General features: G+C 69.9%; 25 protein-coding genes and 1 tRNA gene. 15 read left to right on the top strand and 11 right to left on the bottom strand.

The features are described from left to right. Positions 1-7: 7 nt before the first annotated feature. Both CLV71_RS19010 and CLV71_RS19005 read right to left on the bottom strand, forming a co-directional pair. Complete coding sequence (locus CLV71_RS19010) at positions 8-841, bottom strand: LytR/AlgR family response regulator transcription factor (protein ID WP_133904128.1); 834 nt, start codon at positions 839-841, stop codon at positions 8-10. 55 nt (positions 842-896) lie between these two features. Next, a complete protein-coding gene (locus CLV71_RS19005) occupies positions 897-1,730 on the bottom strand; it encodes a S49 family peptidase (protein WP_133904127.1) in 834 nt (277 codons plus the stop codon). Between the two features lie 43 nt (positions 1,731-1,773). On the opposite strand from CLV71_RS19005, the gene CLV71_RS19000 reads away from it, so the two are divergent. Beyond that, complete coding sequence (locus tag CLV71_RS19000; protein ID WP_133904126.1) at positions 1,774-2,076, top strand: hypothetical protein; 303 nt, start codon at positions 1,774-1,776, stop codon at positions 2,074-2,076. Positions 2,077-2,123: 47 nt separating this feature from the next. On the opposite strand, the gene CLV71_RS18995 is transcribed toward CLV71_RS19000, so the two are convergent. From CLV71_RS18995 to CLV71_RS48470, 4 genes are all read right to left on the bottom strand, one after another. Continuing rightward, positions 2,124-3,365: a histidine kinase gene (locus CLV71_RS18995; protein ID WP_133904125.1), complete on the bottom strand. Its 1,242-nt coding sequence runs from the start codon at positions 3,363-3,365 to the stop codon at positions 2,124-2,126. Positions 3,366-3,454: 89 nt separating this feature from the next. After that, positions 3,455-4,318, bottom strand: a complete 864-nt coding sequence (locus CLV71_RS18990; RefSeq protein WP_133904124.1) for an Fpg/Nei family DNA glycosylase — start codon at positions 4,316-4,318, stop codon at positions 3,455-3,457. Between the two features lie 27 nt (positions 4,319-4,345). Next, positions 4,346-4,798 carry a DUF983 domain-containing protein gene (locus CLV71_RS18985; protein WP_133904344.1) on the bottom strand — a complete coding sequence of 151 codons (453 nt, stop codon included), beginning with the start codon at positions 4,796-4,798 and terminating at the stop codon, positions 4,346-4,348. A gap of 80 nt (positions 4,799-4,878) precedes the next feature. Beyond that, the gene (locus CLV71_RS48470; protein ID WP_208297616.1) at positions 4,879-6,273 is read right to left on the bottom strand and encodes a sigma-70 family RNA polymerase sigma factor; all 1,395 of its coding nucleotides are present in this window, start codon (positions 6,271-6,273) and stop codon (positions 4,879-4,881) included. A 184-nt stretch (positions 6,274-6,457) separates the two neighbouring features. Between CLV71_RS48470 and CLV71_RS18975 the strand changes: the two genes are divergently transcribed. Further along, a tRNA-Gly gene (locus CLV71_RS18975) sits at positions 6,458-6,530 on the top strand. A 143-nt stretch (positions 6,531-6,673) separates the two neighbouring features. Here the strand turns inward: CLV71_RS18975 and CLV71_RS18970 are convergent. From CLV71_RS18970 to msrA, 3 genes are all read right to left on the bottom strand, one after another. Further along, positions 6,674-6,910 carry a helix-turn-helix domain-containing protein gene (locus tag CLV71_RS18970; protein ID WP_208297615.1) on the bottom strand — a complete coding sequence of 79 codons (237 nt, stop codon included), beginning with the start codon at positions 6,908-6,910 and terminating at the stop codon, positions 6,674-6,676. Positions 6,911-7,052: 142 nt separating this feature from the next. Then, positions 7,053-7,313, bottom strand: coding sequence for a hypothetical protein (locus CLV71_RS18965; RefSeq protein WP_133904123.1), 261 nt, complete (start codon positions 7,311-7,313; stop codon positions 7,053-7,055). A 179-nt stretch (positions 7,314-7,492) separates the two neighbouring features. Next, complete coding sequence (gene msrA / locus CLV71_RS18960; protein WP_133904122.1) at positions 7,493-8,161, bottom strand: peptide-methionine (S)-S-oxide reductase MsrA; 669 nt, start codon at positions 8,159-8,161, stop codon at positions 7,493-7,495. A 47-nt stretch (positions 8,162-8,208) separates the two neighbouring features. On the opposite strand from msrA, the gene CLV71_RS18955 reads away from it, so the two are divergent. From CLV71_RS18955 to CLV71_RS18900, 13 genes are all read left to right on the top strand, one after another. Continuing rightward, positions 8,209-8,517 carry a hypothetical protein gene (locus CLV71_RS18955; RefSeq protein ID WP_133904121.1) on the top strand — a complete coding sequence of 103 codons (309 nt, stop codon included), beginning with the start codon at positions 8,209-8,211 and terminating at the stop codon, positions 8,515-8,517. Positions 8,518-8,530: 13 nt separating this feature from the next. Next, the gene (locus CLV71_RS18950) at positions 8,531-9,859 is read left to right on the top strand and encodes an alginate O-acetyltransferase AlgX-related protein (RefSeq protein ID WP_133904120.1); all 1,329 of its coding nucleotides are present in this window, start codon (positions 8,531-8,533) and stop codon (positions 9,857-9,859) included. Positions 9,860-9,944: 85 nt separating this feature from the next. Next, complete coding sequence (locus CLV71_RS18945; protein WP_133904119.1) at positions 9,945-11,678, top strand: hypothetical protein; 1,734 nt, start codon at positions 9,945-9,947, stop codon at positions 11,676-11,678. Continuing rightward, complete coding sequence (locus CLV71_RS18940) at positions 11,675-12,679, top strand: glycosyltransferase family 2 protein (RefSeq protein ID WP_133904118.1); 1,005 nt, start codon at positions 11,675-11,677, stop codon at positions 12,677-12,679. The genes CLV71_RS18945 and CLV71_RS18940 overlap by 4 nt, the downstream gene beginning before the upstream one ends. A gap of 115 nt (positions 12,680-12,794) precedes the next feature. Continuing rightward, positions 12,795-13,502, top strand: a complete 708-nt coding sequence (locus CLV71_RS18935; RefSeq protein WP_133904117.1) for a class I SAM-dependent methyltransferase — start codon at positions 12,795-12,797, stop codon at positions 13,500-13,502. Positions 13,503-13,525: 23 nt separating this feature from the next. Further along, positions 13,526-14,473: a lysylphosphatidylglycerol synthase domain-containing protein gene (locus CLV71_RS18930; RefSeq protein WP_166664159.1), complete on the top strand. Its 948-nt coding sequence runs from the start codon at positions 13,526-13,528 to the stop codon at positions 14,471-14,473. A gap of 10 nt (positions 14,474-14,483) precedes the next feature. Beyond that, a complete protein-coding gene (locus tag CLV71_RS18925; protein WP_133904115.1) occupies positions 14,484-15,602 on the top strand; it encodes a class I SAM-dependent methyltransferase in 1,119 nt (372 codons plus the stop codon). Positions 15,603-15,618: 16 nt separating this feature from the next. Next, on the top strand, positions 15,619-16,236 hold the full coding sequence (locus CLV71_RS18920; protein WP_133904114.1) for a hypothetical protein: 618 nt from the start codon (positions 15,619-15,621) through the stop codon (positions 16,234-16,236). Beyond that, positions 16,221-17,015, top strand: coding sequence for a hypothetical protein (locus CLV71_RS47740; protein WP_166664158.1), 795 nt, complete (start codon positions 16,221-16,223; stop codon positions 17,013-17,015). Before CLV71_RS18920 ends, CLV71_RS47740 begins: the two co-directional genes overlap by 16 nt. Then, positions 17,012-18,115 (top strand): acyltransferase family protein, encoded by a 1,104-nt coding sequence (locus CLV71_RS18915; protein ID WP_166664157.1) that lies wholly within the window; start codon positions 17,012-17,014, stop codon positions 18,113-18,115. The genes CLV71_RS47740 and CLV71_RS18915 overlap by 4 nt, the downstream gene beginning before the upstream one ends. Then, a complete protein-coding gene (locus CLV71_RS18910) occupies positions 18,099-19,232 on the top strand; it encodes a hypothetical protein (protein WP_133904112.1) in 1,134 nt (377 codons plus the stop codon). Before CLV71_RS18915 ends, CLV71_RS18910 begins: the two co-directional genes overlap by 17 nt. 103 nt (positions 19,233-19,335) lie before the next feature. Continuing rightward, the gene (locus tag CLV71_RS18905; RefSeq protein ID WP_133904111.1) at positions 19,336-20,472 is read left to right on the top strand and encodes an SHOCT domain-containing protein; all 1,137 of its coding nucleotides are present in this window, start codon (positions 19,336-19,338) and stop codon (positions 20,470-20,472) included. 7 nt (positions 20,473-20,479) lie between these two features. Further along, positions 20,480-24,025: a glycosyltransferase gene (locus CLV71_RS18900; RefSeq protein ID WP_133904110.1), complete on the top strand. Its 3,546-nt coding sequence runs from the start codon at positions 20,480-20,482 to the stop codon at positions 24,023-24,025. On the opposite strand, the gene yidC is transcribed toward CLV71_RS18900, so the two are convergent. Then, positions 24,022-24,882, bottom strand: coding sequence for a membrane protein insertase YidC (gene yidC, locus CLV71_RS18895; protein WP_133904109.1), 861 nt, complete (start codon positions 24,880-24,882; stop codon positions 24,022-24,024). The two genes, CLV71_RS18900 and yidC, sit on opposite strands and share 4 nt — an antisense overlap. A 65-nt stretch (positions 24,883-24,947) precedes the next feature. Further along, a complete protein-coding gene (locus tag CLV71_RS18890) occupies positions 24,948-25,256 on the bottom strand; it encodes a DUF6412 domain-containing protein (RefSeq protein WP_243866567.1) in 309 nt (102 codons plus the stop codon). Positions 25,257-25,320: the final 64 nt, after the last annotated feature.

Raw genomic sequence — 25,320 nt, 5'->3', positions numbered from 1 at the left:
GCCACGCTCATAATCCGCCGCGCCGCACGATCCGGTCCTTCAGCTCACGCGTGTGCCTGCGGCTGACCGGCAGCTTGCGCTCGTCGTCGCCGATCACCACGTGGTAGCCGTTGCCGCCGAGCTGCAGCTCGGTGATCAGGTTGATCGGCACCAGGTACGAGCGGTGGATGCGGACGAAGCCCGCCTTCTCCCAACGCTCCTCCAGCTGCGCGAGCGGGATCCTGACCAGGTGCGAGCCCTCGGTGGTGAACAGGCGCGCGTAGTCGCCCTGCGCCTCCACCCAGCGGACCGACGAACGCGGGATCAGCTTCGTGTTGCCTGCCAGCTCGACGGGGATGACCTCGTCGTCCGCGGGCTCGGAGGCCACCTGCGGTGCCTCGCCGACGAGCCCGTCGCCACGCAGCTTCGAGATGACCCGCTGGATCGCGCGGTCCATCCGGATCTGGTCGCACGGCTTCGGGATGAAGTCGACCGCGCCGAGGTCGAACGCCTCGACCGCGTCGTTGCCCTCGCCGTGGCCGGTGATGAAGACCAGGACGGGCGACGGCTTGAAGCCCGCGAGGACCTTGGCCATCTCCATGCCGGTGAGGCCGGGCATCTTGAGGTCGGAGAAGACGGCGTCGACGATCGGCTTGCCCGCGTTGCGGCGGGCGACCAGGTCCTCGTCGTCGCTGCCGAGATGGCGCAGCGCCTCCGTGGCGTCGAAGGCCTTGATGACCTTGCGCACGTAGCGGTTGCCCTCCAGCCGCTCGACCATCAGGTCCATGCCGTCCTTCTCGTCGTCCACGGCCAGGATGACGAGACCAGGGGTGTTCGTTGAAGTACTCACGGTGACAAGCATCTTGCCGATTGGACCGGCGTGTTGTCCATCGCGTGCCCCCTTCGTGTGACCGCGGTCAGAGTCCGTAACGGGACCACAGTGCGCGGTGCTCCACCGCCGTGAGCAGCGACTGTGTCGCGCCACCGATGCCGAGACGGGCCAGCAGCGGTCGTTTCGGCTCGGCCACTGTGACCTCCGCCTCCGGGTACCGCCGCGCGAGGACCGTCCGCAGGCTGCCGACGTCGTCGACCAGACCGAGCTCCTTGGCCTTCGCGCCCGTCCAGATCTCGCCGGTGAACAGGTCGTCGCCGTCGCCCAGTCGGTCGCCCCGGCGTGACCTCACCCAGCCGACGAACTGCTCGTGCAGCTGCGACTGCAGCCCCTTGAGCCATTCGACGTCCTCGTCCTTCTCCTGCTGGAACGGGTCCAGGCGTACCTTGTGCGCGCCCGCCGTGTAGACACGGCGTTCGACGCCGAACCGTTCAAGCAGGCCGTTGAGACCGAAGCCCGAGGTGACCACGCCGATCGAGCCGACGAGGGAGCTGGGGTGTGCGTAGATCTCGTCGGCGGCACAGGCGAGCCAGTAGCCGCCGGAGGCCGCGACGTCCTCGCAGAACGCGAGGACGGGAACCTTCTTGCGCTCGGCCAGCTCCCGAATCCGCTCACTGACCAGCGCGGACTGTGTCGGCGCCCCGCCGGGTGAGTTGATCGCGAGGGCCACCGCCCGCAGGCGCTCGTGGTCGAAGGCCTTGGTGAGGGCCTGCTCCACCGTGTTGATGTTGATCGTGCCCCTGGACAGCGGCGACGGGTTCGGGGTGATCACGCCGTGCAGCTTGACCACCGCGACGACGGGCTTCGTCGTACCGCTCTTCATCGGCAGGCGCGCGGCCAGCTTCTCGGTGACACTCATGGGTCAACCGTATCCCGAGCGGGGCACGAGCCTCATGTTTCGTATGGGGACCGAAGTTCGCTGGCGGGCGTGGCTCGGGGTCGAGGACGAGTCGCGGATCGCCCAGATCGATGTCGCGGAGTTCGCCACCTGTTCGGCGGCGTGCTCGTGGGTGGAGCGGCGGCTGTACGCGGAGTGGACGAGGCCGGGGCTCACGGTGTTCGGGTCGGTCGACCGGGGGATGTACCGGCCGTCCACGCCGGGGGCGGCACCGCACTGGACGTTGGATCCGTGCACCGTGGGGATGGACGCGGATCTCGTCGAGGGACGGGTGTGCTGGCGGCGGCCCAGCCGCCGGGAGGCCTGAGGGGGCGAGGTGGGGGCGGGCGGCCACGTGCCGCCCGCCCCGGGGGATCAGCTCGCGGACCTGGCCGGCTTGGCCGCGTCCTCGCCGAACTTGGGCAGGTCGGGGCGCACGCCGGGGAAGAACTTGGGCACGCGCAGGATCACCTTCATGCCCGCGCCGGGGGCGGTCTCGGCCATCAGGGCGTACTCGTCGCCGAAGACCTGGCGCATCCGCTGGTTGATGTTGCCGATGCCCACGTGGGAGCCGGTCTTGTGGGCGTCCCGCAGGTCGGCGAACAGGCGGTCGGCGTCCATGCCGACGCCGTCGTCCTCGACGCTGATCAGCGCCTCGTTGCCGTTGTCCTGCGCGACCACCGTGACCGTGCCGCCGCCCGGCTTCGGGGAGATCCCGTGCTGGACGGCGTTCTCCACCAGTGGCTGGAGGACCAGGAACGGAACGACCACCGACAGCACCTCGGGGGCGATCTTGATGCGGACGTTCAGCCGTTCGGCGTAACGCTGGCTCTGGATGGTCAGGTACCGGTCGATGTTGCGCAGCTCCTCGGCCAGCGTCGTGAACTGGCCGGACGTGCGGAACGAGTACCTCGTGAAGTCCGCGAACTCCTGTAACAGGTCGCGGGCACGCTCGGGGTCGGTGCGGATCAGTGAGCTGATCGAGTTCAGCGCGTTGTACAGGAAGTGCGGCGAGATCTGGGCCCGGAGCATGCGGACCTCGGCCTTGGCCAGCTGCTGCTTCGACTCGTCCAGCTTCGCCAGCTCCAGCTGGATGCAGACGAACTGCGCCACCTCGTCGGCGGCCCTGATCAGGCGCTTGGAGTCCACGCCACCCACCACGATCAGGGTGCCTTCGACGTGGCCGTCCGGGATGAGCGGCACGATCACCGCCGTGCGCATGGGGCAGCGGCCCCGCCTGGCGCAGCTCAGGTTCGTGTGGTGGATGTGGGCTCGTTGGCCGTTTCGGATCGTGAGGTCGATGGCGCCGGTCAGGTCCGGATAGTGCTCGTTGGCGCCGCCCGCCCACGACAGGAGCCTGCCGTCGGCGTCGGTGATGCCGATGGCGACGCACTTCAGCATCTCCAGCAGATGCTTGACAGCCTCGTCCGCGGCGCCCTCGGTGAGGCCCCCGCGCAGCTCGGGGGCCGCCTTCGACAGGCGTTGGACGGCATCGAGCACGGCGTCGTCGACCGAGTTGTCCGATTTACGCGACCTGATCCAGATGGCGAACACGGCGGCCACGACGAGTATCGCGATACCGCCGACAATGGCTCGCTCGTTCAACAGGTCGGTCACCCGTCAATGCTCCGGCTACCGCCACCTCTGTGGCAAGGGAGGGTGACGTGCTCGCTGCCCCGCACAAGATCACCGTAGCGGTTGCGGGCTCACTTGAGCAGTCTCGACATCCGGCGATCGGCGAGCGGCTTGCCACCCGTCTGGCACGTCGCGCAGTACTGGAACGCCTTGTCCGCGAACGACACCTCACGCACGGTGTCCCCGCAGACCGGGCACGGCATGCCGGTGCGACCGTGTACCCGCAGGCCGGAGCGCTTCTCGCCCTTCAGCCGAGCGGCGTGCTGGCCGACCGAGCGCTCGACCGCGCTGGTCAGGATCTCGCGGAGCGACTCGTAGAGGCGGTCCAGTTGCACGTCGGTCAGCTTGCCCGCGGTCGCGAACGGGGAGAGCTTCGCCATGTGGAGGATCTCGTCGGAGTAGGCGTTGCCGACGCCGGCGAGGATCTTCTGCGTGGTCAGCGCGTTCTTCAACCGCTCGGTATGGCCGGACATGACCTGGGCGAACTCGTCGCGGGTCACCGCGAGCGCGTCGGGACCGAGGGCCGCGATGCCCGGCACCTCCTTGGGGTCCTCGACGATCCAGACCGCGAGGCCCTTCTTCGTGCCCGCCTCCGTCAGGTCGAAGCCGGGTCCCTGACCGGGCGGGCCGAGGTGCACCCGGAACGCCAGCGGCCCCTTGCCCGGCTTCGGCGGCACCATCGACAGCGTGTCCGCCCAGCGCAGCCAGCCCGCCCTGGCCAGGTGGATGATCAGGTGCAGGCCCTCGACGTCGAGGTCGAGGAACTTGCCGTGCCGGCCTGCGCCGGTCACCTGCTTGCCGTGCAGCTCGGTCCACGGCGGGCGCACGGTCTTCAGCACGGAAAGGGAGGCGACGTCGACCCGCGCCACGGTGCGACCGACACCGTGCTCACGGATGTGCTGGGCGAGCGCCTCCACCTCGGGTAGTTCTGGCACGGCCCCAGTCTTGCCCGATTCCCGCGGTTACGCCACGGGCTGGAACGGGCCTTCCAGGTCGGGCTGGGAGTCCACCTGGATGCTCTTGGCCACCCGGTTGATCTGCTGGCGCGCGGTGAGCGCGCCCCGCACCTGGCCGGTCCAGCGCTCGGTGGGCTCGCCCTCGCCGTTGTCGCCGGTCTCCGCGACCACGGTCCACGGCCTGCGCAGCGCCCAGCGGACCGGGAAGAACAGGATCGCGAGCACGATCAGCAGCCCGAGCCACAGCATCCGGCCGCTCCACGGCGCGACCACGTCCTCCGGGATCGTCGAGATCAGCGTGATGGCGAGCACGATGATCAACGCCAACAGGACGAACGCGGACGCGTTACCCACACTCACGTCGTGTTCGAAGTCGTCGGCGGTGGCCGGCTGACGCCATTCCATCTGACTACGCAGGGTCCATACGCGGTCGTCACGACCACGCACAGTGCGCTCCATCATCGCGACTGCCTCCGGGGACGGCCAGGCAACATCAACTTCCAATGATGACGTATCGGGCAGCCCTTGTCAGGCGCCGGTCAGGTGGTTGGTGTGGTGGCGCTCTGTGTCCGGGGGGTCTTCGGCTTGGTGTAGCGGGTGCTCGTGGTCGTCGTCCGGGTCTGGTCGAGGGAGTTGACCTGCTTGACCGTGGTGGTCTCCTGCACGAGCGTGTAGTCCTCGTACTCCTGCGTGTAGGTCTCGGTCGTCGTCTCGCCGTACACGATCGGAGACTCCACGTCGAAGGTCTCCGCGTCGGTCGCCGCGTCCTCGTCCCTGGCTACGACCGAGGTCGCGTCGGCGGACGTCTGTGACGGAACCCTCTCGGGCACGACCGCAGGCACGGTGGTGGTCGTCGTCGAGGTCGTCGAGGTCCCCGGTGCCGCCGGGTCGGGCGCGTCGGGCTCCTCGGCGGCGTGGTCGATGGTGTCGTCCAGCGAACTCTCCCGCACGTCGACGGGGTCCAGGGGGTCGGCCCGCGGCGCGTCCACGTGCATCTCGATGGCCCGCTTGCCCGCGAGGTCGACAGGTGCGGACCTGTCGACGCCCCACGGTGTGAAGACGAAGCCGAGCACGCCGATCGCCGCCGCGGACGTCGCCGCGAGGCCGGCCTGGAACTTGGTGCTGGCGAGGAACGCCTTGAGCGACGCGCCGAGCTGCCAGCCTGCCGCCGCGACCACCGGGACCGCTGTGACGCCGTTGTGCGGACGCAGGCCGGAGAAGACGTCGCGCAGCTCCGCGTGCATGGCGGTGCAGCTGGCGCAGGTCGAGAGGTGGGCGAGGATCCGGCGGCGTTCGATGCCCGAGGTCGTGCCCGCGGTGTAGGCGCCGAGCTTCTCGAGCACGGACCGGCAGCCGGTGGCGCTGCGCTCGGCGGTCAGGTGGGCCTGCAGGTAGGCGGCACGAAGGCCCTGTCTCGCGCGGCGGGCGAGCGCGGCCGTCGCGTTGGGGCTGAGGCCGAAGTTCGTGGCCACGGCCGCCGGTCGCTCGCCCTCGACCTCCATCTTCCAGAGCACGTTGCGCCAGCGCTCCGGGAGGCTGGTGAACGCGCGGCGGATGAGGTTGCGTTCGGTGAACTGGCCCGAGGTGTCGGGGTTCGACGGGGCGCGGAAGGTCAGCTCCTCGTCGGAGACGGGCACGTCGCGTCGGCGCATGCTCCACTCCCACGCCACACGCCGGACGACGATCAGCAGGTAGCCGCGGACGTTGTCCACGGGCCCGGCGCCGCGGCGGATCGCCTGCAGCACACGGAAGAAGGCCTCGGCCGTGAGATCGTCGGCCTCCGACCGGTCGGTGGTCATGCTGAGTGCGAGCCGCAACACGGCGGCTGAGTGCCTGGAGAAGAGCTCACCGAACGCCGCGTCCTCGCCGGCACGAAGCCGCTCGAGCAGCGTTCTGTCCCCGTCTCCAGGGGCCTCGACAGCCTCGCTGGTCACGCCACCTCCTCCCGACCGCCACGGGATGTGGCCAACATGCCACAACCGGTTTCACGTGCACGGCAAACGTTAAGAACGTGAAGACGATACCGACTATCGGCGTGAGCCGTTAGGTGTAACCCATTGGGCTAACGGGCCCTCACTGAACGTTCTCGGCTCGCATCCGCTAGACTCATCGCGCAATGCGGACGTGGCGCAGCTGGTAGCGCATCACCTTGCCAAGGTGAGGGTCGCGAGTTCGAATCTCGTCGTCCGCTCGTTCTGGGCTCCCCTGTTCGCGGAGGACGCTCACCGGGTCTCTCGCCATGTTCTGTGGGGGTGCAACCCCCGCACCCCGCCCGGCGGGCTCCGCCCCCGGACCCCCGATACTGGCTTCACCGGCCAAAATCGCTGGTGGGTGCTAGTGCGAGCGGTAGCCCATCGCGTGTAGGTAGCGGACCAGCATCGCCTGTGCTGGAACTGTTCTGCCCATCTCGAAGCGGGCCAGTTCGGCGTGGGACGTGCCGGCGAGCTGTGCCAGGCGGGTGCGGGTCCAGCCGCGTTCCTCACGCATGATCTGGACGAGTCGGCCGGAGTCCTCGGCATCCCAGCGCGCGAGGTCCGCCTCGGTCACGTCCGCCGCCATGAACCACGTCATGGCGGACATCCCACCATCGGTGGAATTTCGACGCCAGCAATGTCGGTCGTTCAGCGTGCCGCGGCACGGTCCGCGCAAACAGAAAACCCGGCTCCGCGAGGGAACCGGGTGGGTGCTTCAACGTTATGGGGGTCAACTCGAACTACCAGCCCACGGGACGGGTGACGCCTCCGGCGGGGTCGGGCAACTGGTGCACGGTGTAGTCGTCCTTGGTCAGCTGACGCCACCAGTGCCGACCAACGCCTTCGTCAGGATGGCCCTGAAGCGCACTCGCCAGATAGCCGGTCGAGGGGTTCACGACGCCGAGCGGTACGTGCTCTCCCACGGTTCTCAGCGGCAGTCCCAGGTCGGAGTCGTTCGAGATCACCACCGCGCCGTCGACGCGCCCGCTCAGGACATCCACAGGTAGGTGTGTCGCGACCCAGCTCATCCGCTGGGTAACGAGGCTCTCGGCCAGCGATCTCGGTGACAGCCACCTCCAGCCGGTCGTCCCACGCCCGAACCACCGACGGCCCGCTTTGACGAGCACTGCACGTCGGCACAGGCAGCTCGTCAAAGCGTCTGGACGGTCAGACGGTCTAGTCAGGCGCCCTTGACGTCAAGGCCTATCGGGCAGCTGACGCCGGTGCCCGCGAGGCCGCAGTAGCCGTTCGGGTTCTTGGCGTCGGACAGGTACTGCTGGTGGTAGTCCTCCGCGTAGTAGAACTCGCCGAGGGGGGCGATCTCGGTGGTGATCTCGCCGTGGCCGTCGCGGGTCAGGGCTGCCTGGTAGGAGGCCCGGCTCTCCTCGACGGTCTTCTTCTGGGCGTCGGACGTGTAGTACAGCGTCGAGCGGTACTGGGTGCCCACGTCGTTGCCCTGGCGGTTGCCCTGGGTGGGGTCGTGCTCCTCCCAGAAGACCTTCAGCAGTGCCTCGTACGTGACGACCGTCGGGTCGTAGGCCACCAAGACCACCTCGGCGTGGCCGGTGCGGCCGCTGCAGACCTCTTCGTACGTCGGGTTCTTCGTGTAGCCCCCCGCGTAGCCGACGGCCGTGGTCCACACGCCGTCGGTCCGCCAGAACAGGCGTTCCGCACCCCAGAAGCAGCCCATGCCGAAGACCGCCACCTCCAGCCCGTCCGGGAACGGCGGGGCGATGGGACGGTCCGTGAACACCGCGTGCGCCGACGGGACCGGCATCCTCGTCGCACGCCCCGGGAGCGCGTGCGCGGCGTCCACCGGGCGGGTCTTGTCGTGTCCGAACAGCACCATGGCCTCCACTCTACGTAGCGCGGCGGTCCGTGGTACCAACTGGAAACATGAGTTGGCAGGAGCGGCTGCGGGAACTCGGCGACCAGCTGGTGTCCGGCGAGGTGACCACCGCCCAGTACCGCACCCGGAGCGAGCAGATCCTCGCCGAGGCGGACCGGGAGGCGGCCGACGACACGCAACCTGCGCCACCTCCGGAAACAGGCAGGGAGAAGGTGCCTATTCCCGTGTCCGCGGCCTGGGAGGCGCCCTCCGGCGAGATGACGCAGATCGTGGGCACCACGGACAAGACCACTGTGGTGAAGAACTCCATCGCGGAAGCGCTCGACCAACCTGACGACCAACCAACCTCGGATTAGCTACCGTGCACGCGTGACCGCCGGACCGACGAACGATCTGCCACCGGTTCACGAGGCCTGGTTACCCCGCGAGCACTCGCTCCACCGGCCCCGGCACGGCAAACGGCAGCTCACCGCGCTGATCAGCGCGCTCGTCTTCTTCGCGACCCCGGCGTTCATGTGGGTGGTCGGCGTGCGTGCCGACGAGATCGAGAACCACCAGCTCGCCTCCTTCCCCACCTTCGCGGACGGCTGGGGCCTGTTCACCGGGCTCGACGACTGGGCGACCGACAACCTGCCCTTCCGCGGTGGCGCCGTGAACACCACCGACTGGATCAGCCGCACCTTCTTCGGTGAGCCTGCTCCGTTCGACCAGGGTGGCGGTGGTGCGCCGACCGGGCCACTGCCCGGCAGCCCTTCGGAGGACGAGACTCCCCAGGACCAGACCGATCCCACCGAGGGGCAGACGGGCGAGAGCGAGCAGGCCGGGTTCCGCCAGGTCGTCGAGGGCACCGACGACTGGCTGTACTACGGCTCCGACGCGCTCTCCAAGTGCCGGCCGCTCCAGCCGCTGTCCGAGACGGTCGCACAGCTCGCCAAGCTGCGGCAGGTCATCGAGTCCTCCGGCCGGACGTTCGTGCTGGTCGTCGTGCCGGACAAGACCACGATGGTGCCCGAGCACCTGCCGGCCAGCTACCCGGGCAAGGACTGCGCCGGGCCCATCACGCCCCAGCTGTGGCAACAGGCGATCAGCGTCGCGGGCGCCGTCGACATGCGGCCGCGTCTCGCGTCGGCCGCCGAGCGGTACGACCGGCCGGTGTACTACCCGCAGGACACCCACTGGACCTCCGAGGGCGCGCTCGAGATGCTCAAGGCGGTCGCGACCGAGGTCGAGCCGGGTGTCGCGGACACGTGGAAGATCCAGCGCAAAGACCAGACCGTCGGGGTCGCGGACCTGCCGCCGCTGATCGGCAAGAAGGGCGAGAACAAGATCACCAACTACCGGCTGCGGCCGGACGGGCGGTACGACCGGGTCCGCAAGAACACCGCCGACCTGCTCACGGCGAAGTCCTACAGCTCGAAGCGGCTCACCGGCATGATCAACACGCCGACGGCCGTGCTCGGCGACTCGTTCCTCGTGGGTGCGTCCGGCTACCTGCCCGCAGCGTTCTCCGACCTGACCGTCCAGTACTACCGCGCCGCGGAGAACCGGCCGGACGACACGGTCAGGACCATCACCGACAGTGAGGTCGTGGTGCTGGAGGTCGTCGAGCGTAACGTCGCGGCCGGCGCCGTCGCCCTCCTTGACCAGGGCTTCCTCGACAAGCTGGGCCAACAGCTGGCCAAGCACCCGATCCGGTAGAACGCCAGGTGAAGGGGCCGCGCGACGCCCGCACGCCGGACTTTGACATGGTATTCGGCGTAACGATCGCGCGGAGGAATGTGACGTGACGAGCACGGTGACGAAGGACTCGGCGGAGGATTCGGCGCCTGACCAGCACGCCGACACGCCGAAGACAGCCTGGCCGGAGCGCCTGCGACGGTTCGCGACGACGACCTGGCTCGCCCGCCTGATCGAGCTGGCGGCCCTCGTCCCGGTCGCCGCGATGGCCATCGAGGTCTCGAAGTCGCCGAAGCTGCACTTCGTCGACTACTGGTACGCACTGGTCCGGTTCGTGAACCTGGACGGCTCGCTCCACGTCCCCGGGCTCTTCGTATCCTCCAACGAGCACCTGATCGCCATCCCGTCGCTGCTCTACTACGGCGACGCCACCATCTTCGGCGGCAACCAGCGGTACCTCGGCTACCTGGACATCCTCATCGCCGTCGCGACCGTGTTGCTGATCCGGTACGCGATCCCCAGGACTCTGCCGGTCGTCGTGCGCGCGTCGATCGTGTTCGCGTCCGCCGCACTGATCTTCAGCCTGCACGGCCTGCACAACTACACCCACGCGATGAGCGGCGCCGCCTGGCTGACGGCCAACCTGATCTGCGTCGGCGCGCTGCTGTTCGGGGTCAAGGGCAAGTGGTGGCCCGCCTGGGGCATGGCCCTGCTGGGGAGCATCACGTACGGCACCTCGTTCGCCATCTGGCCGTCGCTCGCGCTGGTCGCGATCATGCGGCGCGAGCCGATGTGGCGGCGGGTCCTGCCGCTGGTCACCGGCGCGGTGATCGTGATCGGCTGGATGTCGGTCAACCACAACGCCGCGGGATCGGGCACCGAGAGCGACATCGGCACCGCGATCTTCGGCCTGTTCGCGGTCTTCGGACACATCTGGGCCGCCGACAACACCGGCGTCGCGGTCTTCGCGGGCGCGGTCATCCTCGGCGCGTACGGCGCCCTGGCCACGGTCAAGGCCTCGCGCACCCCCGAGCTGCGGTTCTGGTGGGGCCTCGCCTGCCACGCGTTCTTCGGCGGCGCGATGATCGCCGTCTCGCGCATCGACTTCGGGCTCGACTACAGCCAGCACAGCCGGTACACGTCCATCTCGGTGCTGATCTCGCTGCCGCTGCTGGTCATGGCGGGCACGGTCCTGCACTCGTTCGTCGCGCGGCACTGGCGCAAGCTCGCCATCGGGTTCGCCGTCGCCGGTGTGCTCGGGTTCGCGCTCGGCGTGCCGACCGCGGACCAGGTGCGGACCGAGGACACCGACCACGAGATGCAGTCGGTCGCGTTGCGTGCCGGCTACCTCAACGCGTTCGGGTGGGCACTTCCCCCGGCCGGTCACCAGCTGGTGCCGCGGCTCGAGGCGCTCGGCCACTACCCGTTCAACGACAGCTTCACCCTCGGGTGCGGCGGCCCCGAACTGGGTGACCACATTGATCTTGACGGCGTGAAGCAGATGGTGCCGCCGAAGGGTGGCCGCACCCCCGCGTCGCCCGCGGGCACGGTCGACAAGGTCCAGCCGGAGCCCGGGTCACAGCTCGTGTGGGGATGGGCGACCGGAGTGAACGACCCGGTGCGCTGTACCGTTCTTGTCGACTCGACCGGCAAGGTCGTGGGTGGGGGCGTGAGTGACCGGGTCCGTTCTGACATCGCCCAGCAGTACCTGGGCATCAACGCGGACACAGGGTTCGGGCTGGTCGGCCCGGACGACCCCGACCTCCGTGTCGTGGTGATTCTGGAGAGCGGCGCGAAGCGCTGGATGCCGGCGAAGGTCGACGACGAGGACCAGAAGTGAGCATTGAACAAGACATAGACGTCAGCGTCCTGATCCCCGCCAAGGACGAGGAGGAGACGCTGGCCACGCTGGTCGGCGAGATCGAGGCCGCGTTCGCGACGCTGCCGGACACCGGCTACGAGGTCATCTTCGTCGACGACGGCAGCACCGACACGACCTGGCAGGTCATGACCCGGCTCGCCGCCGAGAACCCCCGCGTGCGGGCGCTCAGGTTGCGCCGCAACTTCGGCAAGGCGGCCGCTCTGGCCGCGGCCGTCGACGAGGCACGGGGCGAGCGGATCGTCACCATGGACGCCGACCTGCAGGACGACCCGGCCGAGGTGCCGCGCCTGCTGGCCGAGCTGGACGACGGCGCGGACCTGGTGTCCGGCCACAAGGCCGACCGCAAGGACCCGCTGGGCAAGCGGATCCCGTCGAAGTTCTTCAACATGATGACCAACGTCATGACCGGTCTCAAGATCAACGACCACAACTGCGGGCTCAAGGCCGCGCGGACCGAGGTGTACCGGCGGGTGCCGCTGTACGGCGAGCTGCACCGCTACATCCCGGCGCTCGCGCACCAGACCGGCTACCAGGTGCGCGAGCTTGCCGTGAACCACCGCGCACGTGAGCACGGCAAGTCGAAGTACGGCTTCGAGCGGTACGTCCGCGGCGCCATCGACCTGCTGACGGTCATGACGATCACCAAGTACGGTCGCCGGCCCGCGCACCTGTTCGGCGGCATCGGCCTGCTGTCCGCGTTCATAGGCTTCCTGGTCCTGGCCTACCTGACCGTCGTGAAGATCTTCGGCGGCGAGGCCATCGGCGACCGCCCGCTGCTGATGCTGGGCATCCTGCTGGTGATCCTCGGCGTGCAGCTGATCTCGATCGGGTTGATCGCCGAGATCGTGTTGCACCGAACGGCGAACCGGCGCGAGGCGACGGACCTGATCAGGGAACGGACACCCGTCGAGCCGACGGCACGCGACGCGGCAGTGACTGTTGAGAAGGTGGGCGCATGAGCGGAGCTTGCGGAGCGAACCGACGATACTCAGGCCGGTACCTCGACCGCGGGGGGCGCCGGTGTAGCGGAGCCTGCGGAGCGTTCCGGCGCCGCGGAGCGGGCGAGGTACCGGCATGAGCGGGATTCGGGGCGCCTACGTCACCGGCGTTCGGACTGTTCGCAAGGCGGTCGACAAGACCGGGCTGCTGAGCAAACTCGAGAGCAGCGAGTCGCCGAAGGCCCGGCACGTGCGCACGCTGTTCTCGATCTTCGACGCGGGCGACATGGTCAAGATGGACCTCGCCTGGTGGAGCTACCCGGCGATGCGCCGGGTCGACGAGTTCCTGTCCGAGCGGCCCGACGCGCGGATCTTCGAGTACGGCGCGGGCGCGAGCACGTTGTGGCTCGCCAAGCGGGCCGGGCAGGTCGACAGCGTCGAGCACGACGCGGGCTGGGCCGAGTCGGTGCGCGAGATGCTCGCCGACACCGCGGGCAACGCGAAGCTGCACGTCGTGCCGCCGACCGGAGCCACGGCCGACACGACCGTGCGCTCGGGCCGGGTCGGGCACACCGACCTCGACTTCGCCAACTACGTCTCGACCATCGACGAGGTCGGCGGCTCGTTCGACCTGATCGTGGTCGACGGCCGGGCACGCGTCGACGCGTTCCGCCGCTCGCTCGACCACCTCGAGGACGACGGCGTGGTCGTGTTCGACAACATCAAGCGCAAGCGGTACTGGGACGTGCTCTCCGCCATGCCAGGCCTGCGCATCGAGCTGCTCAAGGGCGGCACGCCGACGCTGCCGTACCCGACGACGACCGGACTGATCTGGCGTGACTGAGCGGAGCCCGCGGAGCGAACACCGTGTCTGACGAGCCGTCGGCGCCGAAACCCAGCAGGAAGTCGGATCTGTTGGCGATCGGCTTCGTGGTCGTCGCCGTCGGTGTCGCGGCGTGGGCGTTGCGGGACGACTTCCCGTCGATGCTCGACTCGATCGGCGAGATCGCCTGGTGGCGGCCGGTCGTCGCGTTCGCGGGCATCGTGCTGGGACTGCTGGCGACGGCCGAGGTGTGGAAGCACTGCCTCGCCGCGCTCGGCTCGCCGGTGTCGTCCGCGGCCGCGCGGGAGATCTTCTTCCCCGCGCAGGTCGGGAAGTACCTGCCAGGGTCGGTGTGGCCGTTCCTGGCACAGATGAAGTTCGCGCGGGAGCGTGGCGTGCCCGGTGGGGCGGCGCTGCTGGCCGGGTCTGTGTTCCTGGTCGTGCACGCCGTCACCTCGGTGCTGGTCGGCGCGTTGCTGCTGGTCAGCCAGCCGGACCTGGTGAGCAGGTTCGGCTGGGCGGGCCTGTGCATCCCCCTCGCGCTGGTCCTGCTGCACCCGAGGATCATCAACTGGCTGGCCCGCAAGCTGGCGAAGCGGTCCGGCACCACGCCGCCCGTGCTGCGCTGGTCCGGGCTGGTCAAACCACTTCTGTGGATGCTGCCCGCGTGGGTCGGGTACGGGGTGGCCGGGTACGTGCTCGCCGACCCGTTCACGGACTCCGTGCTGCGGCTCGCCGTGGTGTGCACCGGCGCGTTCGCACTCGGCTGGCTGGTCGGCCTGCTGGTGTTCCTCGCGCCTGCCGGCGTCGGTGCCCGCGAGGCCGTGCTGATCCTCGCCCTGACCCCGTTGCTCGGTGCTCCCGCCGCGGCCACGGTCAGCCTGATGCTCCGGGTCGGGCACACGCTCGCGGACCTGGTGCTCGCGCTGCGGTACGGCCTGGCGCGTGCCCGGCGGGACCGGCGCGCGAGTGAGGTCGCCCCCGCCCAATAGGCTTGCCGCCATGACTGTGGACCGGCTCAAGTCGACCTGGGAGGACCTCGGGAAGGCCGACCCGCTGTGGGCGGTGCTGACCGATCCCGAGCGGCGCCACGGCGGCTGGGACGTCGACGAGTTCCTCGCCACCGGGGTCGAGCCGATCGCCCAGGTCAAGGCGATGCTCGACGAGGCGGGGCTGTCGCTCGGCGACCGCGTGCTCGACTTCGGGTGCGGTGTCGGCCGTCTGACCAACGCGCTCGCGGCGCACGCCAGGGAGGTCGTCGGCGTCGACATCGCGCAGTCGATGATCGACGAGGCGCACCGGATCAACCGGCTCCCCGACCGGGTCGGCTTCGTCGCCTACGACGGCCACCGGCTGCCGTTCGACGACGAGACGTTCGACGCCGCGGTCAGCCTCATCTCCGTGCAGCACTCGCCTGCCGCCGTCCAGCTGGCGTGCCTGGTCGAGTTGCAGCGCGTCGTACGGCCCGGCGGTGTGCTCGCGATCCAGATCCCCTACCGGCCGAGCAGGCCGGAACAGCTGCCGACCGAGGGCATGCGTGCGCGGATCGAGCTGCTCGAGGTACCCAGCCCGGTTGGCGTCGGCCAGGTCGCGCCGGTGCGGACCCGCGTCACCAACGTCAGCCAGCACCTCTGGCCCGCGGGCCGCCTGATCCGGCTCGGCAACCACTGGCTGGCCGACGACGAGCCGGTGCGCTGGAACGACGGCCGCACCGACCTGCCGCACGACCTCGCGCCGGACCAGTCCGTGGTGCTGGAGCTGCCGGTCGTCGCACCGGACGAGCCAGGCACCTACGACCTGGAGCTGGACATCGTGCAGGAGGCCGTCACCTGGTGGGCCGAGGTGGGCAGCACGCCCGTGCGGACGCCCGTGACCGTGGTGGCGGGAACGGTCGTCGAGGTGCCCGCGGTCAGCGAGCCGCAGGAGGTCAGGATCGAGCCGATGCCGGCGCCGAGGGGCCGCGACGACGGCGGCATGGAGATGTTCGGCATGGACGTCAACCTCGTCCGCCTCTTGTTCACGCACTGCGGTTCGGAGATCGTGAACATCGTGCCGGACGACATGGCCGGCGCCGAGTGGGAGAGCTTCACCTACGTCATCCGCCGGGGCGGCTCGACGTAGTCAGGGGGAGGTTCGTGTGCGGGTCTGGCGCGCCGTCGCGGTGGCCCTTGTCCACGTGCTGCTGACGGCGGCCGTGGTCGGCGCGGTGGTGGTGTGGGGGTTCGGCGACGACCCGGAGCTGGCGGGCCAACGGGTCACCGTGCCCGACACCGACCTCCGATTACCCGACAACCCCGAGCGGCTCGTTCTCGTGCGGCCGCCCGGCTTCCTCGTCATGGACTCGACCACCGTCAAGGCGGGCAACTCCCCCGACGTACTCGGCGACATCGAGTCGGACGTCCTGAGCGGGGCGGGCGTGGTCGCGGTCAAGGCACGCGTGGCCCGCGACGACGGAGTGTCCCAGGGCGTGTGGCAGATGGCCGTCCACGACGGCGCCGATCCGCGCGACGCGCAGCGGGCCATCGACGCGCTGTACGAGCAGGGCGGCTGGACCCGCGCCTACACCGCACACGACGGGGTGCTGCTGCGTACGCAGACACCCTCCGAAGGGCAGCCGTTCACCGGGTACCGCGCGCACTACGTCCTCGGCCCGTACCTGATCCGGATCGAGGCGTACGGCACCGACAAGGACCGCGTCGACCAGGCGTTCGCCACCCTCGCGACACGTCAGCTGACCGAGTGGCCGCCAGGATGACGCTCGTCGCGACCCCGGTCACGCTGCTGCGTGCGGCTGCCGGCGTGCTCGGCCTCTACGGCTACGGGATCGGGCTGTGGCTCGCCAGGCAGGACCTGAACCCCGAGCCGGTCGCGACCATCCGCGAGTGGGTCAACCGGCCACTCGGCCTCGGCGAGGACTTCGGGCCGTTCGCGCTCATGCTCCTGTTGCTGTGCACGGGTTTCACGGTCCGGCAGGTGGTCCCGCTCGCCGTGGCGACCGGCCTCGCCGCCGTGGTCGCGGTGACCGGGCTGACCGCGTGGACCATGCCGGGCGGGATGCCGCTCGTGCCGCTCGCGTGGCTCACGGTGCTGCAGCTGGTCGCCTGGCTCGTCAGCCTGGACCGGCTGGTCTGGCCGTCGACCGTCGTCGTGCTCGCGGCCACCGTCGGCACCGCCGTGCTCACGGACCTCCCGGAACTGGCCAGGCCACTGGAGTTCCTGCCGCTGGCCCTCATCGGCACCGCCACCTGGCGCGTGCTCGACCGGACGATTCCCGCGTGGGCCGGTGTCCTGCTCGGTGCCTGCTGTCTCGGCGCGGTCGTCGCCGTCGACGAGAACTTCCCCGGCCTCGACCGGTGGTGGTACCCGGTCGCCGCGACGATCGCGGTGCTGGTGTTCCTCGTGGCGGTGCGTCCCGGACGGACCGCCGACGCGATCGCCGCGAACCCCGTCACGAGAGCGCTGTCCGCGAGTGCCGAGTGGTTCGTCCTGGTCGGTCCCGTCGTGCTGTTCGCCGTGCTGGGGCAGGTCACGTGAGCGGCGGGTATCTCCACGGGCTCAACGCGCTGCGCATCGTGGCGTCGGTCGCGGTCGTGTACGACCACTTCCGCGGGTGGTTCGCGTCGGGCCAACAGCGGTGGACGTTCGACGAGAAGGCCTCCGCCACGGTGTTCGGCCCGCTGCGCCTCGACTCCCTCGTGGGTGCCTTCGGCATCGGCACGTTCTTCATCGTCAGCGGCGTGGTCATCACCTACGCGGCACAACGGGAGAGCCCCGGCCGGTTCGTCGCTCGGCGGGCGGTGCGGATCCTCCCCGCGATGTGGGTGGTCCTCCTGGCCGTCTGGGTCGTCGCGCGGACGAACACACCGATCGGCGTGACCGGTCCCGTGACAGTGGGCGACCTGTTCGCCAACCTGACGCTCGCGAACTTCTTCTTCTCGGGCAACGCGGGCCTCGACCTGGTGACGTGGACACTCGCCGTCCAGATCTCCTACTACGTCTTCGTCGCGGCCACGATCCCGTTGCTGCGCAGGTGGCCGTGGCTGCCGCCGGCGCTCGCCGTCACCATGATCTCGGTGCTGCTGTCGGTGCTGCACGACGACGGCGTCGCAACACACATGCTGCGCGTGGTCGTCACCTTCCTGCCGATCCTGTTCATCGGACAGGTCATCGCGCTCGTGCGGCTCGGCAGGCTGCACCCGCTGGCCGGCCTCGCGTACGGCGTGCTGCAGTGGCTGTTGCTGGTACGGGCAGATCTCACGAGCGATCTGACGCCGGCCATTCCGGGCTACGGGCGACTGGTGGTATGCATAGCGCTGCTCGTGATCGTCGTCTGCCGGCTGACCGGCGGCGTGGTCGCCGGGCGGTGGACAAGGGGTGTCGCGAACAGAACTTATGCCGTCTTTCTCGTTCATGTGCCGGTTCTCTACGTGACGCCTCACCTACTCTCGACAACCACGGGTACGACACTGGCCTTCTTCGTCGCGACGCTCGCTTCCGCGGTCATCGCAGACCTGCTGTACCGCTTCGTCGAGGCACCGTGCGTCCGCCGGTATCGCAAGTGGGAAAATCGCGGACGGAACTCCGCAGAAAGGGCGCCGGATGACCTGGCAGGAAGAGTTGAGGCAACTCGATAGCGCGCTTGCCGGCGGTGATCTCTCGGCCAACGAGTACCGCAAGCGTCGGGACGAGATCCTCGCGGCTGCCTCGTCGGCCCAGCCGCCGTCGCCCGTCATCGGTCCGCCGACCGGGCCGCAGCCCGTCGTGGCGGAGGGCGCCGAGGCGCACGACGCCGCCGAGGTCACGCAGGTGGTGAGCATCGAGAACGGCGAGTCAGAGGCCGACGTGACGCAGATCATCACGGATCCGGCGAAGTCCAACGGGACCGAGCACACCCAGATCGTCGCCCCGGTCACCGACGCGCCCACCACCCCGGCGCCCCCCGAGCAACCGCAGGCCCAGCAGAACCAGCAGGGCCAGCCGCCGCAGTGGGCCACACTGCCGCCCACGCACACCGCCGCGACCGGCATCGCCTCGTTCCCGCCCGTGCCACCGCAGGTCGGCGGCCCCGCGGTCACCCCACTCGACGCGCAGGACCTGTTCACGAGCAACAAGCCGGCACGGGGTGGCCCCAAGCCGTTGCTGATCGTGGTCGCGGTCGTCGTCGTGCTCGCCATCGCGGGTGGCGCCGTGTGGTTCCTCGGGTTCCGCGACAGCGACGACACGAACACCGCGGGCCAGGAGACCAGCCAGGACAACGGGCCGAAGGCGCCGGAACCGGTCGACATCACCAAGATCGAGCTGCCTGGCGAGGCGGCCGACAACGCGGGCACGATGGACATCGGTCGCGCCAGCGAACTGCAGGTCATCGCCCCCTCCGAGGCGACGCTGCTCGCCGACGCCGGCGCGAAGCAGGTGACCTATTCCGGCTACTCGGACGAGAACTACCGCTACCTGCTGTACGCGTACAAGAGCGACAGCGCGGCGGCGGCCAAGGAGTTGACCGGCAAGATCCTCGACGTCCAGAAGGGGCTCGGTTTCACGGACACCAAGGTCGAGGGCGTCCCCGGTGACGTCACGATGACCACGGTGAGCAACAGGGACGCGGCAGCCCTGCGCGGGGTGTACACCTACGGTGACACGACGATCCAGCTGAGCGTGCTGCAGATCCCCGTCGGTGACATCGCCGAGCTGCACGCCCAGTTCCAGCAGGCGATGACGGCCGTCACGGACGCCGCGCCGCCCACCAAGTAGTTAGCCACCCGACACCGCCGCTCCACACCTGACCCAATAGTCTTTGCCGGGTCATGGCGGGGTAGGCGCTGTCGGTGCACCATCTGTGTTGGAGGGCGACTTCATGTCCTGGCAAGACGAGCTCGCACAGCTCGACAGCGCGCTGGCGTCCGGTCAGATCTCCGCTGACGAGTACCGCACCCGGCGTGACCGTGTGATCGCACAGGCTTCGGGCCAGAGCGCACCGGAACCGCCGCAGCAGCAACAGAGTGCGGAACCCACGCAGGTCTTCCGCCCGGTGAACCCCGCGCAGCAGCCGCCGCAGCAGCCGACCTTCGGCGAGCGCACGCAGGCCGTGGGACAGCAGGGACAGGTCGGCGACCGCACGCAGGTGGTCGGCCGGGGCAACGACGCGGACAGCACCCAGATCGTGTCGAACATGCCGCCGACGTTCCCGCCGCGTCCCGCGCCGCCGCCGTGGGAGACCCTGCACCCGCAGCAGCAGTCGTCGATGACCCCGCCACCGTGGGCCAACGAGGAGCTGCCGCCGGAGTTCGGGCAGCAGAGCTGGCCGAGGCAGGGGCCCGAGGTCTTCGAGGAGAAGTCCGGGGGCGGTGGCGGCAAGACCGTCGGCATCGTGATCGCCGTCGTGCTGGTGCTCGCGCTCGCGGGCGGGGCCATCTGGTTCTTCGGCTTCCGCGACAAGGGCGACGACAACCAGGCCGGCGGCAACGGCGGCGGTGGGACGAGCCAGGAGCAGTCCCAGGAGACGACCACCACGACCGAGGAACCCAACCTTCCCGAGGGGCCGTTCATCGAGCTGCCCGGCGAGGAGGTGCTGAACCGCACCGTGCCGATGTCGCAGGCGATCACGGACCAGCAGCCCACCAAGGACGAGGCCGCGCTGCTCCAGTCGGTCGGCGTCTCGGACGTCGGCGGGCTGGTCACCGAGGACAACGGCCTGCGGCGCGGCATCTGGGCGTTCAAGCTCGGCCCTGACTCGAACCCGAGCGACGTGCTGAACGCCATGGACGGGCTCTACCAGCAGGCGCAGTTCGAGCTGGTCAGCAACGAGGACGGGGTCCTCGTCCGCAAGCAGACGCCGATCCCGCCGTCGGACCAGACGGTGTTCCGGGCCCACTACATCACCGACGGTTACCTGGTGCGTGTCGAGGTGTACGGCGCGGACTCGGCCAACGTGGAGTCGGAGTTCAACGACCTGATCGCGAAGGAAAAGAAAGAGTTCCCACCGGCCTCGTGACGCGTAGATGACGATCGACCACGCCGACGACGCGGCGGTACTGACGGCCCTGCGTGACGCGCGGGACGTCTCCTCGGGTTCGACAGAGCTGTCGAACCTGGTCAGCACGTGGGAGACCGCCTACCACTTCTCCCCTGCCCGGCTCGGCCTGCTGGCACCGCTGCGAATCTCGCCCGGCATGCGAGTGGTCGACGTCAGCTGCGGCTCCGGTGTGCTGTCGCGGGCACTCGGCGAGGCCGGTGCGTCGGTGCTCGGCATCGAGGGTGTGCCGGACCGGGCGGCGTCGGCGCGGGAACGCTGCCGCGACCTCCCGAACGTGCGGATCGAGTCGGCCACGCTCGCGGAAGGACTCGCGGGCGCCGGACCGTTCGACGTGGCGGTGCTCTGCGGGGCGCTGGAGCACAACGACCCGAGGTCACTCCTGTCGGCCGTGACGAACTCGTTGGCGGACAACGGGGTCGTCGTGCTCGCAATCGAGAACCAGTTGGGGCTGCGGCAACTGCTGGGTGGCGTGGAGGAACACCGCGACCAGGCTTGGGTGGGACTCGCGGACTTCCCGGGTGGGAGCGGACCCCGGGCGTGGACGCGCGGGACGCTGCACCGGATGCTCGCGGGCGCCGGGTTGACCGCGCAGCGGTGGTTCATGCCCTACCCCGACTTCACGATGCCGAGGGTGGTGCTGGACGAGTCCGCGTTCCGGCACGGGCCGGACCTCGTCGAGAAGCTCGTCCGCGATCCGTTGCAGGGCAGCTTCGGCGGCAACGACGCGACGACGTCCGGCCGCATCGCACATCGGCTCGCGATGGCCGAGGGCATCGGACCCGTTGTGGCACCGTCGTTCCTGATCGTCGCGGCACGCACCCCGGCCGCACTGTCCACAGTGGTCGAACCGGGGCTCGCGTGGCTCATCAGCGGCGCGCGGCGACCGGAGTGGCGGCGGACCCGCAGGCTCAACCCCGACTTCACGCTGCAGACAATCCACAGTGGACTCGGCGACGCACGTTCCTGGCTGCGGCAGGAACATCTGGTCTCCGAGCCGCTGCGGCCAGGGCGCGCGATGGACGCGTACCTGCTCGATGCCATGCGCAGGCACGACATCCCCGAGCTGACGCACTTCCTCGGCATGTGGCGGCAGACGTGTCTCGCGCAGGCGCGCCCGCTCGACCCGGCGAACCTCCCCCACGCGTACCTGCCGCACCGGCCCGACGTGCCCGTGCTGCCGCCGGACCACCTCGACGTGCACCCCGGCAACCTGATCATCGGCCCGCAGGGCGGCGTCACCCGCGTCGACCTGGAGTGGCACGCGGGGCACGGGGTCGACGCGGAGCTCGTGATGCTGCGGGCGCTGCTGGAGTTCGCCCGGGAGGTTGTGCAGGGCCACGCACCGCACCCGTGGCAGGCGACGACCGTGCGCGGTGTGCTCGCGGAGCTGTGTGCGCTGACCGGGTTGTCCACAGCGCTCGACGGCCGGTGGGACGAGCTGGTGGCGGCCGAGGCGACGCTGCAGGAGCAGGTGACCGGCCAGCTCGCGGACCGGATCGCGGCCGCGCTGGAACACGACGTCGACGCCGACCACGGTGAGCCGCTGTGGCAGCTGCCCGGCGGCCTCCGCTCACTGCGCGCGGCCGACAACGCCCGCCGCGCGGTGGAGTACGAGCGGGACTCGGCCATCGGCCGTGAGCAGGAGCTGGCCGCCGAGGTGGCGCGGCAGAGCGCACGCATCGACGACCTGGCCGAGCGCCTTCGCCGGACCGAGCACGAGCTGGCGATGGCGCGCTCGCAGCTGGACCTCAAGGACGACCGCATCGGCAAGGCGTTCACCGAGCTGTCGGCCGCGGTGCACGAGGCCGCACTGGCGTGGCAGACGAACGAGCAGACCGAGGCGGCACGCGCGGCGCTCGACGCCGAGGCCGCCTCGCTGCGGTCGCGGCTGAGCCGGACGCGGGCGCGGCTGGACGCGCTGGAGGGTTCGTCGCTGGTGCGGACCGCGCACCGGTCGGTGTGGCCCGCCGGGCGGTTGGTGCGTGGCGTGCGGGACCTGGCGCTGGGCCGGCCGGGCGACGAACCGGACGGGCTGCTGCGCAAGGTCGGCCACCGGGCGCCCGGGTTGGTGTCGCGGCTGACGGGCCGGTACCGGTCGCGGGCCACCTCGGCGCGGGAGGCGGGGCTGCACTTCGACCTGCCGGTGCCCGGGACGCTGGCGGTCGGTGCCGGGCAGGTGCTCGAGCTGGTCGGGTGGGTGACCCACGCATCCGTTGGGGTGCGGTCGGTCTCGATCCAGGCGGGGTCGGTCACGGTGCCGGCTCGCCGCGGCCACTTCCGTCCCGACGTCGCCGCCGCGCTGCGGCCGGGCGGGGTGCGGGTGCCGGACGGCAGCGGGGTGACGGTCCGGATCCCGGTCGCGTCGACGTCCGCGCCCGGCGTCCTGCCGCTGAGCCTCGTCGTGACGCTGGACGACGGCACGGTGCTGACCCGCGAGCTGCCGACGGTCTCGCTCGTCGAGACGGAACTCTCGCCCGTCTCGGCGCGGTGGCCGTCCGACGGGGCGAAGGTCGCCATCTGCATGGCGACGTACCGCCCGGACGCCGGGTTCCTCGCACAGCAGCTCGACTCGATCCGGGCGCAGAAGCACACGAACTGGCTGTGCGTGATCTCCGACGACGCGTCCGGTGTGGACCACGTGGCCACGATCCACCGACTGGTGGCCGGTGACGAGCGGTTCGTGGTGCTGGCGCACGACGAGAACGTCGGCTTCTACCGGAACTTCGAGCGCGCCATGACCCACGTGCCCGCCGCCGCGGACCTCGTGGCACTGTCCGACCAGGACGACGTGTGGGACGCGGACAAGCTGGACACACTGGTCGAGCGGTTCGCCGACCCGTCGGTCACCCTGGCCTACGCCGACATGCGGTTGATCGACACGCACGACGAGGTGATCGAGTCGTCGTTCTGGCGACACCGGCGCAACCAGTGGTCCGACCTGGACTCGTTGCTGTTGCTGAACACCGTGACGGGTGCCGCCTGCATGGTCAGGGCGGACGTCGTGCGGGAGCAGGTGCTGCCGTTCCCGCCCGGCACGCCGTCGGCGTTCCACGACCAGTGGATCGCCGCCGTCGCCCTCGCGGCCGGACGTCTGGAGTTCGTCGACCGCCCGTTGCACTCCTACCGGCAGCACGACGACGCGGTGAGCGGTCGTCGGGACAACCGGCTCGACGAGGGCCTGCCGTCCGGTCTCGGCTGGCTCCGCCTGCTGCTGGGCCGGGGTGAGGACCCTGAGCTGGAGGCGGTGGCCGACTACGAGCTCCGGCGGGTCGCCCAGTTCACGACCGTGTTGTTGATGCGTCAGTGGCACCGGCTCGGCGACGTGCGGGAGCGGCTGGCGGAGCTGACCAGGGTGGAGCGGGACCTGAAGCCGCTGCTGGCACGGGCCCGCGCCGACCGCCAGACGACGGCCGGCGCGGAACGCAGGCTGCTCGCGGCGGCGGTGCGGTGGAAGTCGTTGCGTGGCAGGCGGTTGCGCCTACCGGTACTGCCACCGCACCCGCTCGACTAACGCCGCCTCACCTTCGCCTTCCGGACAACCGGACGCTGTCCCGGCTTCGGTGCGACCACCTTCGGTTTCACGGCCTCGACGGCGGCCTCCTCGCGGTCGATGCGCGCGGTGAGGACGTGCTGCTGCCCGAAGGTCCACAGGTTGTTGGCCAGGAAGTAGAGCAGCACCCCGATCGGCACCGGGAAGAAGAAGCCCGACACGAGCATGCCGCCGGGCGCCAGGTACATCATCAACCGGCTGACGGACGCGAACTGCGGGTTCGGGTTGAGCTGGCGACGCATGCTCGCACGCATCGAGAGGAACGTGGCGAGCCCCGCGACGAGCATGAGCGGCACCCCGACGGCGATCATGTGCGCCCGGTCGGTGCCGAAGGCGGCCAGCGCGTCGGCCGGCTGGTTGATCCAGTTGCCGAGTTTGGCGCCGAAGAGGTCGGCGTTGAGGAAGGACCGCACGCCGTCGTGGTCGAAGGCGTGGTTCGAGGTGGCGCCGGGCGTGAAGTCGCGGAGCACCCAGTAGAGGCTGAGGAAGGCGGGGATCTGCAGGAGTGCGGGCAGGCAGCCCGCGAAGGGGCTGGTGCCGGAGTCGGCGTGGAGTTTCTGGATCTCCGTGGCCATCCGCTGCCGGTCCTTGCCGTACTTCTCGCGGATCTTCTTCATCTGGGGTGCGAGCTTCTGCTGCCTGCGGCCCGCGCGGAGCTGGCTCAACGCCGGCCGCACCAGCAGGAGCCGGATGCTGAAGACCAGGAAGACGATGGCCAGGACCCACGCGAGGCCGCTGTCGGGACTGAGGATGGCGCCGAACACGGTGTGCCAGAACCAGAGCACGGCGGAAACCGGGTACAGGAAGATGTCGAACAAGAGTCGCTCCGTCGTAGACGTTTCTTTCGGACAGGCGGAAGCGACTGCCGTTACGGGAAAGAAGGTCAGGCAGCCGCGCTGCCGAGTGACGGAGCTCGTGGTCGGGTGCGCCCCCTGGCGTCGGGGTCGCGCAACCGGATGAAGTTGGCGAGCCGCGCCCGTTCACGCAGGCTGATGGCCCGCACGTGCATGGGGACGGCGGCCTCGACCCGTCCGTACAGGACGACGGCGATGACGAACGCGGCGGCGATACCGGCGGTCACCGCGGTGACGAGGGCGAGTGGGCCGTGGCCGCCTGGCAGCGCCAGGAACAGGGCGGGCAGGAAGAGGGCAAGCACCAGCTTGACCCACATCACCACCGAGAAGCGCCCCACGACCCCACTGTACCTAGTGACGGTCCGCCAGCCACCGGCCGAAGGCACGCAGCCGGTCGTCGAG

Origin of the sequence: Actinophytocola oryzae (assembly GCF_004364325.1) — a bacterium.
GTDB lineage: Bacteria > Actinomycetota > Actinomycetes > Mycobacteriales > Pseudonocardiaceae > Actinophytocola > Actinophytocola oryzae.
Note: the sequence above shows the minus strand (reverse complement) of the source record. Positions and strands in the feature narration are given on the sequence as shown.

Coding starts and splice junctions, on each gene's coding strand:
- CLV71_RS19005 (WP_133904127.1), bottom strand. CDS start 1,730: ATGAGTGTCACCGAGAAGCTGGCCGCGCGCCTGCCGATGAAGAGCGGT.
- CLV71_RS18985 (WP_133904344.1), bottom strand. CDS start 4,798: ATGGAGCGCACTGTGCGTGGTCGTGACGACCGCGTATGGACCCTGCGT.
- CLV71_RS18955 (WP_133904121.1), top strand. CDS start 8,209: ATGAGTTGGCAGGAGCGGCTGCGGGAACTCGGCGACCAGCTGGTGTCC.
- CLV71_RS18925 (WP_133904115.1), top strand. CDS start 14,484: ATGACTGTGGACCGGCTCAAGTCGACCTGGGAGGACCTCGGGAAGGCC.
- msrA (WP_133904122.1), bottom strand. CDS start 8,161: ATGGTGCTGTTCGGACACGACAAGACCCGCCCGGTGGACGCCGCGCAC.
- CLV71_RS18905 (WP_133904111.1), top strand. CDS start 19,336: ATGTCCTGGCAAGACGAGCTCGCACAGCTCGACAGCGCGCTGGCGTCC.
- CLV71_RS18970 (WP_208297615.1), bottom strand. CDS start 6,910: ATGACGTGGTTCATGGCGGCGGACGTGACCGAGGCGGACCTCGCGCGC.
- CLV71_RS19000 (WP_133904126.1), top strand. CDS start 1,774: ATGGGGACCGAAGTTCGCTGGCGGGCGTGGCTCGGGGTCGAGGACGAG.
- CLV71_RS18935 (WP_133904117.1), top strand. CDS start 12,795: ATGAGCGGGATTCGGGGCGCCTACGTCACCGGCGTTCGGACTGTTCGC.
- CLV71_RS19010 (WP_133904128.1), bottom strand. CDS start 841: ATGCTTGTCACCGTGAGTACTTCAACGAACACCCCTGGTCTCGTCATC.
- CLV71_RS18900 (WP_133904110.1), top strand. CDS start 20,480: ATGACGATCGACCACGCCGACGACGCGGCGGTACTGACGGCCCTGCGT.